The sequence below is a fragment of the Knoellia aerolata DSM 18566 genome, from assembly GCF_000768695.1.
In the GTDB taxonomy this organism is placed as follows: Bacteria; Actinomycetota; Actinomycetes; order Actinomycetales; family Dermatophilaceae; genus Knoellia; species Knoellia aerolata.
The window spans coordinates 1-16,039 of sequence record NZ_AVPL01000069.1; the positions used below are offsets into that span (position 1 = coordinate 1).

Sequence of the window (16,039 nt, forward strand, 5' to 3'; positions counted from 1 at the left end):
CGGGCGGGCGGGGTGGCGTGGGTGGGGTGCCGTCAGAGGGCGGTGAGGATGTCGTCGACGCGCTGCTTCGCGTCACCGAAGAGCATCTGCGAGTTCTCTCGGAAGAACAGCGGGTTCTGCACGCCCGCGTAGCCCGTCGCCATCGAGCGCTTGAAGATGATGACGTTGTGGGCGTTCCACACCTCGAGCACCGGCATGCCGGCGATCGGCGAGGTGGGGTCCTCGGCGGCGGAGGGGTTGACGGTGTCGTTGGCGCCGATGACGAGGACGACGTCGGTCGACGGGAAGTCGTCGTTGACCTCGTCCATCTCGAGCACGATGTCGTAGGGCACCTTGGCCTCGGCGAGCAGCACGTTCATGTGCCCGGGAAGCCGTCCCGCGACGGGGTGGATGCCGAAGCGGACGTCGACGCCCCTGTCGCGCAGGCGCTTGGTGAGCTCGGCGACCGGATACTGCGCCTGTGCCACCGCCATCCCGTAGCCCGGCGTGATGATGACCGACGACGCGTCGCGCAGCAGCTCGGCCGCGCTCTCCGCGGTGATCTCGCGGTGCTCGCCGTAGTCCTTGTCGTCGCCGACGACGACCTCCTGGCCGAACCCGCCGGCGATGACCGAGATGAACGAGCGGTTCATCGCCCGGCACATGATCCAGGACAGGATCGCACCGGAGGCACCGACGAGCGCGCCCGTGACGATGAGCAGGTCGTTGCTGAGCATGAAGCCGGCCGCGGCCGCCGCCCAGCCCGAGTACGAGTTGAGCATCGACACGACGACGGGCATGTCGCCGCCGCCGATCGACGCCACGAGGTGCCAGCCGAACGCGAGCGCGATGGCCGTCATGAGCAGCAGCGGGACGACGGAGTGCGACTGCACGTACCAGACGGCCAGCCCCGCCGACACGACGAGCGCGGCGAGGTTGAGCCAGTGCCGCGCGGGCAGCATGAGCGGCGACGACGAGATCCGCCCCGACAGCTTGAGGAACGCGACGATCGAGCCGGTGAGGGTCACGGCGCCGATGAAGACACCGAGGAAGACCTCCACGGAGTGGACCGTGTCGGACGCGTCGCCGACGGTGAGGTGGCTGTTGATCCCGACGAGCACCGCGGCGAGGCCGACGAAGCTGTGCAGCATCGCGACCAGCTCCGGCATCTGGGTCATCTCGACCTTGCGGGCCCGCCACAGGCCGATCGCGGCGCCGATGGCCATCGCGAGGGCGATGAGGAGCAGCGTGGCGACGGCGTGCTCGGAGCGCGACAGGGTGAGCCAGACGGTCGCGCCGAGGGCGATGACCATGCCGGTCACCCCGAAGGCGTTGCCCTCCTTGGCGCTCTCGTGCCGGGAGAGACCCGCGAGGGAGAGGACGAAGAGCACGGCAGAGACGATGTATGCCGCAGAGACCACGTTCGCTGTCATCGTCGCCTCAGTCCTTCCGGAACATCTCGAGCATGCGGCCGGTCACAGCGAAGCCTCCGAAGATGTTGATGCTGGCGACGAGGATCGCGAGGAACGCGAGCGTCTTGACGACGAGGTCGTCGGAGTCGATCTGCAGCAGCCCGCCGACGACGATGATCCCGCTGATGGCGTTGGTCTCGGCCATGAGCGGGGTGTGCAGGGCGTGCGACACGTTGGAGATGACGTAGAACCCGACGATGACCGCGAGCGCGAACACGGTGAAGTGACCGAGGAAGACCGCGGGCGAGGCCGACGCGATGAGGGCGAAGACCAGCGAGCCGATCGCCATCCACAAGTACTTCATCCGCGGGTCGCGCGGCTTGCGCGGCGCCTTGGCCACGACGGCGGGGGCCGTCGCGGCGGGCGCCGCCGAGACCTGGACGGGCGGCGGCGGCCACAGCACCTCGCCGTCGCGCACCACGGTCATGCCGCGCTGGACCGGGTCGTCGAGGTCGAGGGTGAGCTGGCCGTCCTTCTCGGGGGTGAGCAGCTTGAGGAGGTTGACGAGGTTCGTCCCGAACAGCTGGGACGCCTGGGTGGGGAGGCGCCCCGGGAGGTCGGTGTAGCCGAGGATCGTCACGCCGCCCGGCGTCACGACCTTCTGGTCGGCCACGGACCCGGCGACGTTGCCGCCGTTGGCCGCTGCCATGTCGACGACGACGGAGCCCGGCTTCATCGAGGCGACCATCTCCTCGGTGAACAGGCGGGGAGCGGGCCGGCCGGGGATGAGGGCCGTGGTGATGACGATGTCGACCTCCGCGGCCTGGGCGGCGTACAGCTCGGCGGCCTTGGCGTTGAAGTCCTCGCCGGTCTCCCGGGCGTAGCCGTCGGCACTCGGCCCGGTGTCCTCGACCTCGATGCGGAGGAAGTCCGCTCCCATCGACTCGACCTGCTCGGCGACCTCGCTGCGGGCGTCGAACGCCCGGACGATGGCGCCGAGCGCGCCGGCCGTGCCGATCGCCGACAGCCCGGCGACACCGGCGCCGACGACGAGGACCTTGGCCGGCGGCACCTTGCCCGCAGCGGTGACCTGACCGGTGAAGACCGAGCCGAACTCGTGCGCCGCCTCGATGACCGCGCGGTAGCCGCCGATGTTCGCCATCGACGACAGCACGTCGAGGGACTGGGCGCGGGAGATGCGCGGCACCGCGTCCATGGCGAGCACCGTGACGCCGCGCTCCGCGAGCGCCGAGACGAGCTCGGGGCGCAGGGCCGGGGACAGCAGGCTGACGACGGTCTGCCCGCTGCGGAGGCGGTCCACCTCGTCGGGGGCGGGCGCGTTGATCTTGAGGATGACGTCGGTGTTCCACACCTCGTCGCCCACGACGTCGGCGCCGGCCGCGACGTAGGCCGCATCCGCGAACGTCGCCCGCCGGCCCGCGCCGGACTGGATGAACACGGCATACCCGAGTCCGATGAGCTGCTCGACCGTCTTCGGGGTCGCAGCGACACGGGTCTCGCCAGCCAACGACTCCAACGGCACACCGATGCGCACGGGGGGACCTCCTCGTCCGGGGGACAGACACTCGACCGCGAACCTACTAGGCACCCCCCGACCGCGCGCAGACCGTGTCACCGTGGCGACCTCGCGCCCCGCCCCGTGTGGCCGCTCGTCCGGCCCCGTGCGCCCAGATCCGGCGATGCCCCGCCGGACGAGGTCCGGCGGGGCATCGGTCCGGGCGTGAGCCCGGCTGGCTCAGCCCTCGGAGGGGTTGAAGCCGGCCTGGCGGGCGGCGTCCTCGTCGTAGAACCACACGTCGGGCTCGGCGGAGTCGTAGCCGGGAGAACCCGGGACGCGGAAGGTCATCGTGTCGCGGTAGGCCTGCACGGGGTGGTCGCGCGGCTGGGCGCGGTCCTCGAGCGGCGCAGCCGACCCGACGCCGTAGCCGCCGTCCCGGATCTCGTCGACCTCGGAGGTGCGTCGCGTCCCCTCGGCCGATCCGGAGTAGCCCTCGTCCGACCCGGAGTCGTCACCGTCCGAGTCCGAGCTCGCGTCGTCGGCGACGTTGACCCGCTCGGTGCCGTCCGGCCAGTGGGTCGCGTCCCCGTCCTCGGAGGGCGAGCTCGGGTCGGTGCCGCCAGCGATGAGGTCCTCGTCCGAGACCCGCTCGGTGCCGGCGTCGCGGTCCGTGTCCCGGTCCGTGTCGGCGTCCCGGTCGGTGTCGGTGTCCCGGTCGGTGTCGCTGTCCCGGTCCGTGTCGCTGTCGCGGACCGTCTCGGTGTCCCGGTCCGCCGTGGCGTCCGCGTCCCACGTGTCCTCGGTGGTCGGCTCGTCGGAGGTGCGGTCGACCGGGGTCTGCTCGTCCATGGGGAGCGGCTCGGTCGAGGCGTAGTCCTCGACGTCGTTGATGATCACCATGTCGTCGTCGCCGGGCTCGTTCGCCGAGTCGTCACGCGTGGAGTCGTCACGCGTGGAGTCGTCCCCCTCGCGCGTCGCGTCGACGTCGTCGGGGGCGGCCTCGTCCGCGCGTCGGGCATCGCCCTCGTCGTGGTGGGTCATGTCATGTCCCTGCCTCTCTGCGTGCTCGACACGGCCGGTCGTTCCGTCCGCGCTGTTCTCGGCAAATGCGGCGTCATCGTGAGCGTGCCGCCCGCTGGCGACCCACTCGGTGTCGTCGCGGTAGTCGGCGCCGGAGGCGAGGCGCTGGGCCTCGGCGTCGCTGACGTCTCCGCGGCTCGCGGCATACGCGCTGCCCAGGGCGGCGGCGCCGCCACCGGTGGCGACCGCGCCACCCCGGGGCACCCGCGCGTCCGCATCCGCACGGTCGCTCACGGGCTCGTCCAACGGGCGCACGTGGTCGTCGAGGTCCTCCGGCAGGGGCCGGGGGTCGGACGTGTCGACCTCGACGTCCGGGTCGAGCTCGTCGGCGCGACGCAGCTCGGCGTCCCGCTGCAGGCGCGCCCGGTCGAGCTCGGCCTGGTGGGACCTGGCCTCCTCCTCGACCCGCTGGGCCTCGCGCGCGCTCTCCTCGGCCTGGCGGGCACGCTCCTCGGCGTCGTGCCGGGCGAGCGCCGCACGCTCTTCGGCCTGCTGCGCGAAGGCCTCCTGGCCGCGGATGCCCGCCTCTCGCTCCTCCGCGCCGGCCCGGATGCGGGCGGCCTCGGCGCGCTGCTCCTCGAGCTTCTGCTTCTGTCCGCGGGAGAAGAGCCACCACGCGAGGAAGAGGAGGCCGAGGACGACCAGTGCGCCGATGAGGTACCGCATGCGAGATGTGCTCCTGCCGTGGAGGTCGGGTGGCGACACCCGCTGGCTCCCCAAACTACCGGCCGACCTGGGCCGATAGGGGAGTACGCAGGACCCGGCTCAGCCGCCCGGCCGCAGGCCCAGCTCCTCGGCGGTGATCTCCCGCATCTCGACCTTGCGCACCTTCCCGGTGACCGTCATGGGGAAGTCGTCGACGACCCGGACGTACCTCGGGATCTTGTAGTGCGCCAGCTTGCCGGAGGCGAACTCCCGCAACGACTCCGGCGTCAGCGGCTCGGCTCCGTCGCGCATCCGGACCCACGCGGCGAGCTCCTCGCCGTACTTCTCGTCGGGCACCCCGATGACCTGGGCGTCGACGATGTCGGGGTGGGTGTGGAGGAACTCCTCGATCTCGCGTGGGTAGACGTTCTCGCCGCCGCGGATGACCATGTCCTTGATCCGGCCGGTGATCCGGAGGCAGCCGTCGGCGTCCATGACCGCGAGGTCGCCGGTGCGCATCCACCCGTCGACGAGCGCCTCTGCGGTCCTGTCGTCCTGGCCCCAGTAGCCGAGCATGACCGAGTAGCCCTTGGTCCAGAACTCCCCGGCCACGCCGCGCGGCACGGTCTTGAACGTCACGGGGTCGACCACCTTGACCTCGAGGTGCGGGCACACCTGCCCGACGGTCCCGACCTTGCGCTCGAACGTGTCGTCGGGCCGCGTCTGGGTCGACACCGGCGAGGTCTCGGTCATGCCGTAGCAGATGGTCATCTCGTCGATGCCGGCCGCGATGAGCTTCTTCATGAGCTCCGCCGGGCACGGCGAGCCGGCCATGATCCCCGTTCGCACCGAGCTCAGGTCGTACTCGGAGAAGTCGGGGAGGGCCCACTCGGCGATGAACATCGTCGGCACGCCGTAGAGGCTCGTGCACCGCTCCTCGGCCGCCGCCGCGAGCGTCTGGGCGGGGTCGAAGCCGGGCGCCGGGATCACCATGCACGCGCCGTGGGTGGTCGCCGCGAGGTTGCCCATGACCATGCCGAAGCAGTGGTAGAAGGGCACGGGGATGCAGATGCGGTCGTGCTCGGTGTAGCGGCAGACCTCGCCGACGAGGTAGCCGTTGTTGAGGATGTTGTGGTGGCTGAGGGTGGCGCCCTTGGGGAAGCCGGTCGTGCCGGAGGTGTACTGGATGTTGATGGGGTCGTGCGGGTCGAGCTCGGCCGCGACCATCTGGAGCCGCTCGTCGCTCACCGTGTCCGCACCCTCGAGCAGCCCGCTCCAGCTCGCCTCGGCGATCACCCAGACGAACTCGAGGTCGGGGCAGTCGCCGCGGACCTCCTCGATCATCGCCACGTAGTTCGAGCTCTTGAACGACGCCGCCGAGAAGAGGCCGCGGATCCCGGCCTGGGCCAGGACGTAGCCGAGCTCGTGCGAGCGGTATGCCGGGTTGATGTTGACGAGGATGACCCCCACCTTCGCGGTGGCGTACTGCACGACGGTCCACTCGGCACGGTTCGGTGCCCAGATGCCGACGCGGTCACCCCGGCCGAGCCCGGCGGCGACGAGCGCCTTGGCGAGGCGGTCCACCTGCTCGCCGAAGACGGCATACGTCCACCGCAGCCCCTGGGCGCGGTCGACCAGCGCCTCGCGGTCGCCGAACCGGGCCACGGTCGCGTCGAGGTTGGCCCCGATCGTCTGCTCGAGCAACGGCGGGGACGTCGGCCCGAACGCGTGCGACAGCGTGGGGTCAGGCGGGTGGGACATGGGCGACCCTTTCGGCGTCGAGGCGGATGCAGTGCCAGGAGACGGCGGGGAGGGTGGAGCGCAGGTGTCCGTCCTCGAGGGAGCTCCGTCCCGGTCGGGGGACGACCCGCTCGGGGTCGTCCCGGGTGTTCGTCGCGGCGTGGTCGTCGTCGTGGAGGGTGAGGTGCTCGCGGATCTCGAGGTCGCCGAACGCGCTGAGGTCGAGGTCCAGCTGGCAGCCCTCGGTTCGGCTGCGGTTGACCGCGAAGACGGTGAGGGCGCCGCTGGCGCTGTCCCACGTCGCCGTGCTCCAGACCTGGTCCACCGCTCCGTACGCCGCCGTGGCCACGGACGGGATGTCTCCACCGACGCTGAGGACGACGCCTCGGGCGTGCGCGGCGGTCAGGGCGAAGGGGTGGAAGATCGTCTGCCGCCAGGCGGGACCACCCGGGACGGTGAGGATGGGTGCGATGACGTTGACGAGCTGGGCCTGACAGGCCATCGAGACCCGGTCGGTGTGCCGCATCAGCGTGATGAGCAGCGAGCCGACGACCACCGCGTCGAGGACGGAGTACACGTCGCGGATGAGCTCCCGGCCCTCCTCGAACTCGAGGCTGGGCTCACCCGGGAAGCGCTCCGCGAACCACACGTTCCACTCGTCGAAGCTCACCATGACCCGCTTGTCGGACTGTTTGACCGCGGCGATGTGGTCGGCCGTCGCGACGACCGAGGAGATGAAGCGGTCCATGTCCTCGCCGCTGGCGAGGAAGGAGTCGACGTCGCCGCCGTGGGGCTCGTAGTAGGCGTGAGCGGAGATGTGGTCGACGTGGTCGAACGCGCGGTCGAGCACGATCCGCTCCCAGGCGCCGAAAGTGGGCATGGCGCGGTTGCTGGACCCGCACGCGACGAGCTCCAGGGTGGGGTCGAACCGCTTGAGGGCCCGGCCGACCTCCTCGGCGAGGCGGGCGTACTCCTCCGCCGTCTTGGCGCCCATCTGCCACGGGCCGTCCATCTCGTTGCCGAGGCACCAGACCCGCACGTCCCACGGCTCGGTGCGGCCGTTGGCGCCGCGGCGGTCCGCCACGTCCGTTCCCGGATCGGCGTTGGTGTACTGCACGAGCTCGATGGCCTCGGCCAGCCCGCGCGTGCCGAGGTTCATCGCCATCATCGGCTCGATGCCCAGGCGCTCGCACCAGCCGAGGAAGTCGTCGGTCCCCACCTGGTTGGTCTCGATGGAACGCCACGCGAGGTCGAGACGGGTCGGCCGGTCCTCGCGGGGGCCGACCCCGTCCTCCCACCGGTAGTTCGACACGAAGTTGCCACCGGGGTAGCGGACGATGGTCGCCCCGAGCTCCACGACGAGCTCGGCGACGTCGCCCCGGAAGCCGTGCTCGTCGGCGCTCGGGTGGTCGGGCTCGTAGATGCCGGTGTAGACACAGCGACCCATGTGCTCGACGAAGGAACCGAAGATCCGTCGGTTGAGCGGGCCGACGACGAAATGCGGGTTCAGGGTGAGCAGTGCCTCGGACACCAACGACCTCCACGCTGAGAGTGATGACGCGTACGGTCCAGTTGTACCTCGGTTGGCGTCCCACCACCCCCTCCCCGGCCGGGTCGGTTGCCCCCACCGCCCACCTCACGTCCGGTGCCGTGGGTAAGGTCGTTTCCATGGACGAACGCGAGGGTGACGCCATCCCCGAGGGTGCAGTTGTCGTGGGGATCGGCAAGAGCGACCGTGACGCCGAGTGCCTGACCTGGGCGGGCGACTCCGCCCAGCGGTCCGGCAGTCCGTTGCACATCCTGCACGCGCACGACCTCAGCGCCGAGATCACGGCGATCGACCCCGTGGCGGGCAACTCGATCTCGCTCGGCCCGGACGGCGACATCGGCAACGAGAGCGTCGTCTCGGAGACCGTCGCCGCCGCCCGTCGCCGGTGGCCCGACGTCGAGGTGACCGGCAGCCAGCCGTTCGTCCGCCCCGAGCGGGCCCTCATCGACGCCTCGGCCGTCGCCCGGCTCATCGTCGTGGGCGCGGTCCGCGAGAGCGCCCTCCAGCGGCTCGGGCTCGGACGCCCGTCCCTCGCCGCCGCCATGCACGCCCAGTGCCCGGTCGTCATCGTCCCGCAGGGGTCCCGCAACCACGCCGAGGGGCCCGTGGTCGTCGGCATCGACGGCTCGTCGCACAGCGCCGCGGCCGCCGAGCGCGCCTTCTGGATCGCCGAGCTGCGCCAGGCACCGCTCATCGCGGTGACGACCTGGAACGTCGAGGTGGTCGACGGCATGGTCGTCACCACCCCCGGCACCGACGCCTGGAACGAGGTCGAGGCGAAGTACCGCGCGGTCGCCGACCGCATCGTCGAGCCGCTGCGCGCTGCCCACCCCGGCGTCGACTGCACCGTCGAGATCCTGCGCGGCTCCCCCGCGAAGGTGCTCGCCGAGCGCTCCGCCGACGCCGGCCTGCTCGTCATGGGGACGCGGGGCCGGGGCGGCTTCGCCGGCATGCTCCTCGGGTCGCAGAGCCAGCGCGTCCTCGAGACGGCCACCTCCCCCGTCATGCTCGTGCGCGCCGCGCCGGCGACCTGACCGCCCCGGTGGCGACCCGCCGCGACCGCTTCCGGGGGCACATCGTCGGGGTCGGCTCGACCTCCGGCGTGCGCGTCGTCCTCGGCCGGTGGCACACGACGCCGCTCGGCGCGTTCTCCGACGTCATGGTCGAGACCGACACCGGGCACCGGCTGCTCCTCGTTCCCTCGCAGGACGTGGCCGACTACGTCACCGCCACCTACTCCTTCGACGAGGTCCGGATCGAGCCGGTCGTCTGCACGGAGCGGGACGACCGGTGGTCGGTCACGTCCCCCTCGCTGACGCTGGAGGTCACGGTCGGACGGCGTATGCCGCTCGGCTGGCTCCTGCGCGCCGTGCCACGCCCGCTCGGGGCCAGCCCGATCTGGGCGCGGCTCGTCTCGCCCGTCGCTCGAGTCGTCCTGCCGGGAGTGCGCACCGTGGGGACGGCGCTCGAGGGACGCCGCGAGTTCTACGGCGCGACCGACCTGCGCCACGTCACCGCGATGCGGGCGACCCTCGACGGGCGCGACCTGGGCGAGCTCGCCGACATCGACCCGCCCTGCCGGTTCGGCTTCTCCTCGACCCCGCGCACCCCCTCGGTGACCTCGGTCGTCACCACCGTCGTCGTCGGCTGAGCCGGGGACACGGGCGACGCGGACGAAACGGTCGCGCGGACGGCATACGCCGTCTGGAACCATGCGTGCATGCGCCACATCGTCCAGAGCCAGAAGCTCCAGCACGTCCGCTACGACGTGAGGGGTCCGATCCTCGTCGAGGCCCAGCGGCTCGAGGGCGAGGGGCACAAGATCCTCAAGCTCAACATCGGCAACACCGCGCCGTTCGGGTTCGAGGCCCCCGAGGCGATCGTCGCCGACATGATCCACAACCTGCCGGAGTCGCAGGGCTACTCCGACTCCCGCGGGATCTACTCGGCGCGCACCGCGGTCGCGCAGTACTACCAGTCGCGGGGCCTCACCGAGACCGTCGTCGACGACGTGTGGATCGGCAACGGCGTCTCCGAGCTCATCTCGATGGTGCTCCAGGCCTTCGTCGACGACGGCAACGAGATCCTCGTCCCGGCCCCGGACTACCCGCTCTGGACGGGGGCGGTGACGCTCTCCGGCGGGACCCCGGTGCACTACCGCTGCGACGAGGCGAACGGGTGGAACCCCGACCTCGACGACATCGAGTCCAAGATCACGGAGAACACCCACGCGCTCGTCATCATCAACCCCAACAACCCGACGGGCGCGGTCTACAGCGAGGAGATCGTGCGCGGCCTGGTCGACATCGCCCGCCGGCACCGGCTCGTCCTCATGGCCGACGAGATCTACGAGAAGATCCTCTACGCCGACGAGGCGGTCACGCCGGTCCACCACCACGTCGCGACCTTCGCCGAGGACGACGTCCTCTGCCTCACCTTCAGCGGGCTGTCCAAGGCCTACCGCGTCTGCGGCTACCGCGCGGGCTGGGTCATGGTGTCCGGCCCGAAGCACCTCGCCGAGGACTTCCTCGAAGGGCTGACGCTGCTCGCGAACATGCGCATGTGCGCCAACGTGCCGGCGCAGCACGCGATCCAGACCGCCCTCGGCGGCTACCAGTCGATCAACGAGCTCATCGTGCCGGGAGGGCGCTTCTACGAGCAGATCAAGCTCGCCAACCGCCTCCTCAACGACATCCCCGGGGTGAGCTGCGTCGAGCCGCACGGCGCGCTGTACTGCTTCCCGCGGCTCGACCCGGAGATGTACGAGATCGAGGACGACGAGAAGTTCGTCATCGACCTGCTCCGCGCGAAGAAGATCCTCGTGACCCACGGCACCGGCTTCAACTGGTTCGAGCCGGACCACTTCCGGCTCGTCACGCTGCCCGACGCCGAGTTGCTCACGGAGGCCATCGGCCGGATCGCGGAGTACCTCGAGACGATCCGTCGCTGAGGATGCCGGCCCGGTCGCGAGACCTCGCCCTGGTCGCCGTGGGTGGCGTGGCCGGTGCGCTGCTTCGGTGTGCCGTGGGCACCGCGGTCCCGCACGCGGCCGGCGGTTGGCCGTGGGCGACCCTCGCGGTCAACGTGGCGGCCTCGCTGCTCATCGGGGTCGCCGCGGGCTGGGCACACTGGCGCCACGCCGCCCACTGGGTCCGGCCGCTGCTCATGTCCGGGGTGCTGGGCGGCTTCAGCACGTACTCCGCCTTCGCGGTCGACACGGTCGGCCTGGTCGAGGCGGGCAGCGCCGGGCTCGCGGCGGCATACGTCGTCGTCACCCTCGTGACCTGCGTCGGGGCGGTCGCGATGGGCACCGCCGTGGCACAACGCCTGTGGCATCGACCATGACCGCGTGGCTGCTCGTTGCGGTCGGCGCCGGGATCGGGGCGCCGCTGCGTTTCGCCGTGACCGTCGCCCTGCGCGACCGGGGCGCGACGACACACGCCGGGACGCTCCTCGTCAACGTCGCAGGGTCGCTCGTCTTCGGGGTCCTCGTCGGCGGGGACGTGCGGGGTGACGCGCTGGCCCTCGTCGGCACCGGCTTCTGCGGCGCCCTCACGACGATGTCGACCCTGGCCCTCGAGGTGTGGGACGGCATCGTCGAGCGGCGGATGCCGCACGCCGTGGCGGCGCTCGCCCTCCACCTCGTCCTCGGTCTCGGCGCCGCCTGGCTCGGCTGGGTCCTCGCCGCCTGAGCCGCCGACCCGCGGTCAGTCCGGGCGCGGGACCTGTTCGGCGAGCTTCGTCGGCGCCTGGATGCAGTAGGAGTCGGTGAGCAGCTCGGCGAGCTCCTCCCAGTCGGTGTCGTCGTCGAGGAGCAGCCCGACGACGTTGCCGCCCCAGTTGGCCTTGAAGTAGGGCTCGCCCATGTGCTGGAAGGCCATCACCTCGTCGGGCTCGGCCCGGAAGGTGATCCGGAACAGCTGGTCCTCGCCGCCGAAGACGTGGGCGACGGTCGCCGACCGCACCCGCCAGGCCAGGCCCACCCACGAGTCGTCCTCACGCACCTCCGGGAAGGCGCTGAGGATCGCGGAGAGACGCTCGATCCACGGCAGCGGCACCTCGGGCCGCGCGACGGTCGCCATCCCCCGACCCTAGGAGCGAGGTCCGACGCTCGTCACGCCGGCGGGTCCCAGGTGGCGCGCGCCCCGGCGTCGCCGGTCAGCACGGCGTAGACGAGGACGAGGGCCGAGGCGACGACCATCGCGGCGGGCAGGGCCAGCTCGACCCACCGCTGCCTCACGGGCTTCGCGCCACGACCGCTGGTGAGGCCCGACTCGCCCCCGAGAAGGACGCCCCCGAGGACGGTGAGGGCGACGAAGACCAGGGCGAGGAGGGAGAGGGTCACGCCGTGGTCGCGGTGCTCGAGGATCTCCTGCCGCAGCCCGCTGTCTGCGGGCAAACCGTCGAAACGCGACTCGAAGAACTCGTTGCCGCTGATCCGCGCCACCCACACGGTCGCCGTGGCCGCGAGGGCGAGGGCGACGGCGGGCCACCGGGTGAGGTAGCGCCACCGCGGGACGACGGCGAGGAGGATCGACGCCACCGCGGCCAGCGGGGTGAGGACCACGGCGCCGTGGACCACGAGCACGTGCACCGGCAGTCCGGAGATCTCCATCGCACCACCTGTCCCTCGATGAACGGTGTGACCCGTCCTGTACCCACTGGGGGCCGTCGTGCACCAGAGCCCTCTCCCCCGATGCCGCCTATGCTTCCCCGCATGCCCAAGCGTCGCGGGACCGGACCGATGCCGGACGTCTTCGAGACGTTCGCGCACCGGGTCGACGAGGCCGACGCGACGGCACCACCCGTCGACGCGGTGACGGTGGCCAAGGGGGCCGGCATCTCGCTGGGCCTCATCGTGCTCGCCGGGCTCGCGTTCGTCCTCGGCTTCTGGACCGGCACCCAGAACGAGCCAGAGCTCGCGTACGACCACCTCGTGTGGGAGGCGGTCATCAAGGTGGGGTTCGCTGCCCTGTGCGGGCTGCTCGCGGCGGCCGTCGTGCTGGCCCTCGCCACGCTCGCCATCGGCCTCCCGTGGGTGCGACGGCAGCGCGAGCGCCGTCGCTGACCCGGCTGCTCCGGCTGCTCCGGCCGGCCGGGCTACTTGAGCTGGCTCGAGCTGAGGCCGAGCAGGTGCCGGGCGACGACGAGCAGCTGGATCTGCTGCGTCCCCTCGAAGATGTCGAGGATCTTGGAGTCGCGGGCCCACTTCTCGAGCAGCTCTCGCTCGCCGTAGCCGGTGGCCCCGGCCAGCTCGACGCAGGCGAGGGAGACGGCGACGCCGGTCCGCCCCGCCTTCGCCTTGGCCATCGACGCCTCCATCGAGTTGGGTCTGCCGTTGTCGGCCATCCAGGCCGCGCGCAGGGTCAGGGCGTGGGCAGCCTCGTACTCCGCCTCCATCTGGAGCAGCCGGGCGGCGGCCGCGTGCTGGACGTGGGCCGGCCGGTCCCAGTCGACGTGGACGCCCGCGTCGGCGAGGAGCTCCGTCGTCGTGTCGAGGCAGGCACGGGTCAGCCCGAGCGCCATGGCCGCGACGAGTGGCCGCGTGTTGTCGAACGTCTGCATGGCGCCGCCGAACCCACCCGCGGTGGTGATGTCCGGGTCGCCGAGGAGGTCCTGCGCCGGGACCCGGCAGTCGTCGAGGTGGAACGCGGCGGTGTCGGATGCCCGGATGCCGAGCTTGTGCTCCAGCCGGACGAGCTTGAGCCCGGGGTTGGCGCGGCTGACGACGAAGGACCTGATCGCCCGCTTGCCGAGCGAGCGGTCGAGCGTGGCCCAGACGACGACGAGGTCGGCCCGCTCCCCCGAGGTGACGTAGATCTTCTCCCCGTTGAGGACGTACTCGTCACCGTCCTTGACGGCCGTGGTGCGGATGGCTCCCGAGTCCGAGCCGGTCTCGGGCTCGGTGATGGCCATCGCGGCCCAGCGGCCGGCATACCTCGCCTTCTGCTCGTCGGTGGCAACGGCCGCGATCGCGGCGTTGCCGAGGCCCTGGCGCGGGATCGAGAGGGTGAGCCCGACGTCGCCGCGGCAGGTCTCGAGGATGGACAGGACGGACGAGAGGTTGGACCCGTTGCGCACCGTGGGAGCGGCCGGGTGCCGCTCCCCCGAGCCGACGGCGGCGACCACGCTCGACGCACCGGCGCCCTGGCCCGCTCCTGACGAGCTCATGCCGTCGATGACCGCAGAGAGGAGGTCGAGCTCGCGCGGGTACTCGTGCTCGGCGCGGTCGTAGGTCCGCGAGATCGGGCGGAAGACCTCCTCGGCCACCCCGCGGGCCCGCTCGACGAGCGGGAGGAACTTGCGGGGAACCTCGAGGTCGATCACGGCTGTCCTTCCCGGTGCTCGTTCATGCGCGTATGCCGGTCACACGAGCAGGGTGCCCTCGAGGACACCCGCTCCACGGAGGTCGCGGAACCACCGCTCGTTGTCGAAGTCCTTGACGAAGCCGTGCCCGCCGAGGAGCTGGACCGCGTGCGAGCCGATCGTGGCGGCGTGGGTCGCGGTGAGCGCACGGACCTCGGCGACGAGCTGGGCAGCGTCGATGCCGGCGTCGAGCCGGGACGCCGCCTTGAGCGTGGCGAGGCGGAGCCCGTCGAGCTCGATCGCGATGTCCGCGACGATGAACGCCACGGCCTGGCGCTGACCGATGGGCTCACCGAACGCCTGACGCTCCGTGACGTAGCCGACGACCTGGTCGAGGACGGCCCGACCGGTGCCGCACGCCGCTGCTGCCCACGCGACCCGGCCCCGGCGGACGGCGTCACGGTGGTCGTCGGCCGTCCCGAGCAGGTTGGCCCGTGGCACCGTGACGTTCCGGAGGACGACCCGTCCGGTCCTCGCAGCGCGCAGCCCCATGGCGGGGTCGTCCTCGATGGTGATGCCGTCGGTGGTGCGCTCGACGATGACGAGGCGCGCCTCGCCCTCGAACATCGCGGACACGACGAGGAGCTCGGCTGCCTCGGCGCCGACGACCAGCGCCTTGGTGCCGTCGAGAACGAGTGAGTCACCCTGTGCGACAGCGGTGGTCGTGAGGGCGAGGGGGTCGAAGAGGACCTGGGGCTCCTGGAGCGCCAGGGCCGCGGCAGCGACCGGCTCCGCGCCGGTGAAGTGCGGCAGGTACGTCGCCTGCTGGTCACCGTCGCCGTAGAGGGCCAACGCGGTCGCGACCGACGCCGTCGCCATGTGCGCGACGGCGATGCCCATGTCACCTCGGGCCAGCTGCTCGAGGACGAGGACGCCGGTGACGGCGGAGCGCTCCTCGGCGATGCCGCCGAGCACCTCCGGCACCCCGATGAGCGTCAGGCCCATCTCCTGCATGGCCCGGCGCGCCTCGGGTGGGACAGCGCGGTCGGCGTCGGCGACGCCTCCGGCCGGCCGGATCACCTCGTCGGCGAGCTCACGCGCCACCTGCTGGAGCTGCTGCTGGTCCTCGCTCGGGGTGAGGTCGTAGACCCCGCAGCGCCGGGTCGGGCCGGGGCGGGTGGCGGGTCCGGCCCCGCGGACCCGCGTGAAGGCACGGCCGACGACGACCTGGGCCCGGAACCCCGTGTGCGCGCCTCGGCCGAGGATCCGCTGCACCCGACCCCGCACGGTCGGGTCCGCCAGTGCCGGCATCCCCCCGACCTTGGCGATGAGGCGCAGCCCGAGGCGCTGGCCTCGGTCCGCTGCCGTGGACGGGTTCACCGCCATCGTGGAAGTCCCTTCAGGAAGTCGTCGCTGGGTCGCCATGGGGCCGGTGGACAGCCCGGCCGGTGCGACGCGTTCCGCGTTCCCAGCGTATCGCAGACCTACCCCGCGGTAACCAGAAACAGGGTTCGTGCTTCGGGTCAGAACGGTGGGTCGTCCGAGGCGTCCGGTGGAGGGCTGGTCGCGGTGGGGATGTCGACCATGACGGGCTTGATGTCGGTGAGCCAGTCGATGCGCACGGGTGGGCGGGGTCGGGTGTGGGCCTCGGCGAGGTCGAGCAGCCGGGTGAGGCTGAGCTCGAGGAGGGTGGGGAGGAGGGCCGGGTCGTCGGGTCGCGCGACGGGGGCTGTCGTGGTGGGGGGTCCGGCGGCTTCCCGTCCGGTGTCGCTCGGGCTGGGGTCGTCCGCGGCTGCCGCCGCGCGGGTT

The 16,039-nt window shown here is 71.8% G+C and carries 16 protein-coding genes; 6 read left to right on the plus strand and 10 right to left on the minus strand.

Annotated features, from left to right (window positions below):
• Positions 1-32: 32 nt before the first annotated feature.
• The 5 genes from pntB to arfA form a co-directional block, all read right to left on the minus strand.
• A complete protein-coding gene (gene pntB, locus N801_RS16650; protein WP_035940264.1) occupies positions 33-1,412 on the minus strand; it encodes a Re/Si-specific NAD(P)(+) transhydrogenase subunit beta in 1,380 nt (459 codons plus the stop codon).
• Positions 1,413-1,419: 7 nt separating this feature from the next.
• Positions 1,420-2,946 (minus strand): Re/Si-specific NAD(P)(+) transhydrogenase subunit alpha, encoded by a 1,527-nt coding sequence (locus N801_RS16655; protein ID WP_035940267.1) that lies wholly within the window; start codon positions 2,944-2,946, stop codon positions 1,420-1,422.
• A gap of 201 nt (positions 2,947-3,147) precedes the next feature.
• A complete protein-coding gene (locus N801_RS16660; protein WP_035940270.1) occupies positions 3,148-4,656 on the minus strand; it encodes a sunset domain-containing protein in 1,509 nt (502 codons plus the stop codon).
• A gap of 99 nt (positions 4,657-4,755) precedes the next feature.
• Positions 4,756-6,396: an AMP-binding protein gene (locus N801_RS16665; RefSeq protein WP_035940272.1), complete on the minus strand. Its 1,641-nt coding sequence runs from the start codon at positions 6,394-6,396 to the stop codon at positions 4,756-4,758.
• Positions 6,380-7,906 carry an arabinosylfuranosidase ArfA gene (gene arfA, locus N801_RS16670; protein ID WP_035940273.1) on the minus strand — a complete coding sequence of 509 codons (1,527 nt, stop codon included), beginning with the start codon at positions 7,904-7,906 and terminating at the stop codon, positions 6,380-6,382. Before arfA ends, N801_RS16665 begins: the two co-directional genes overlap by 17 nt.
• Positions 7,907-8,043: 137 nt before the next feature.
• On the opposite strand from arfA, the gene N801_RS16675 reads away from it, so the two are divergent.
• The 5 genes from N801_RS16675 to N801_RS16695 all read left to right on the plus strand — a co-directional run bounded on the left by N801_RS16675 (position 8,044) and on the right by N801_RS16695 (position 11,616).
• Positions 8,044-8,958 (plus strand): universal stress protein, encoded by a 915-nt coding sequence (locus tag N801_RS16675; RefSeq protein ID WP_035940275.1) that lies wholly within the window; start codon positions 8,044-8,046, stop codon positions 8,956-8,958.
• An 8-nt stretch (positions 8,959-8,966) separates the two neighbouring features.
• On the plus strand, positions 8,967-9,575 hold the full coding sequence (locus tag N801_RS16680) for a hypothetical protein (RefSeq protein ID WP_035940278.1): 609 nt from the start codon (positions 8,967-8,969) through the stop codon (positions 9,573-9,575).
• Between the two features lie 69 nt (positions 9,576-9,644).
• The gene (locus N801_RS16685; protein WP_035940279.1) at positions 9,645-10,874 is read left to right on the plus strand and encodes a pyridoxal phosphate-dependent aminotransferase; all 1,230 of its coding nucleotides are present in this window, start codon (positions 9,645-9,647) and stop codon (positions 10,872-10,874) included.
• A gap of 2 nt (positions 10,875-10,876) precedes the next feature.
• Entirely contained in the window at positions 10,877-11,269 is a 393-nt protein-coding gene (locus N801_RS16690; RefSeq protein ID WP_035940282.1) for a fluoride efflux transporter FluC, read from the plus strand.
• The gene (locus N801_RS16695; protein ID WP_035940284.1) at positions 11,266-11,616 is read left to right on the plus strand and encodes a fluoride efflux transporter FluC; all 351 of its coding nucleotides are present in this window, start codon (positions 11,266-11,268) and stop codon (positions 11,614-11,616) included. Before N801_RS16690 ends, N801_RS16695 begins: the two co-directional genes overlap by 4 nt.
• A 15-nt stretch (positions 11,617-11,631) precedes the next feature.
• On the opposite strand, the gene N801_RS16700 is transcribed toward N801_RS16695, so the two are convergent.
• Positions 11,632-12,006: an MmcQ/YjbR family DNA-binding protein gene (locus N801_RS16700; RefSeq protein ID WP_035940287.1), complete on the minus strand. Its 375-nt coding sequence runs from the start codon at positions 12,004-12,006 to the stop codon at positions 11,632-11,634.
• Positions 12,007-12,038: 32 nt separating this feature from the next.
• Entirely contained in the window at positions 12,039-12,539 is a 501-nt protein-coding gene (locus N801_RS16705; protein WP_035940288.1) for a hypothetical protein, read from the minus strand.
• Positions 12,540-12,641: 102 nt separating this feature from the next.
• Here N801_RS16705 and N801_RS16710 point away from each other — a divergent pair, with 102 nt between their 5' ends.
• A complete protein-coding gene (locus N801_RS16710; RefSeq protein WP_156996847.1) occupies positions 12,642-12,992 on the plus strand; it encodes a hypothetical protein in 351 nt (116 codons plus the stop codon).
• A gap of 32 nt (positions 12,993-13,024) precedes the next feature.
• Here the strand turns inward: N801_RS16710 and N801_RS16715 are convergent, their stop codons facing one another.
• The 3 genes from N801_RS16715 to N801_RS21135 all read right to left on the minus strand — a co-directional run.
• Complete coding sequence (locus N801_RS16715) at positions 13,025-14,251, minus strand: acyl-CoA dehydrogenase family protein (protein WP_035940291.1); 1,227 nt, start codon at positions 14,249-14,251, stop codon at positions 13,025-13,027.
• A gap of 39 nt (positions 14,252-14,290) precedes the next feature.
• Positions 14,291-15,616 carry an acyl-CoA dehydrogenase family protein gene (locus tag N801_RS16720; protein ID WP_035940292.1) on the minus strand — a complete coding sequence of 442 codons (1,326 nt, stop codon included), beginning with the start codon at positions 15,614-15,616 and terminating at the stop codon, positions 14,291-14,293.
• 137 nt (positions 15,617-15,753) lie between these two features.
• The coding region (locus N801_RS21135; protein WP_035940294.1) for a hypothetical protein at positions 15,754-16,039 on the minus strand (286 nt) is incomplete at its 5' end.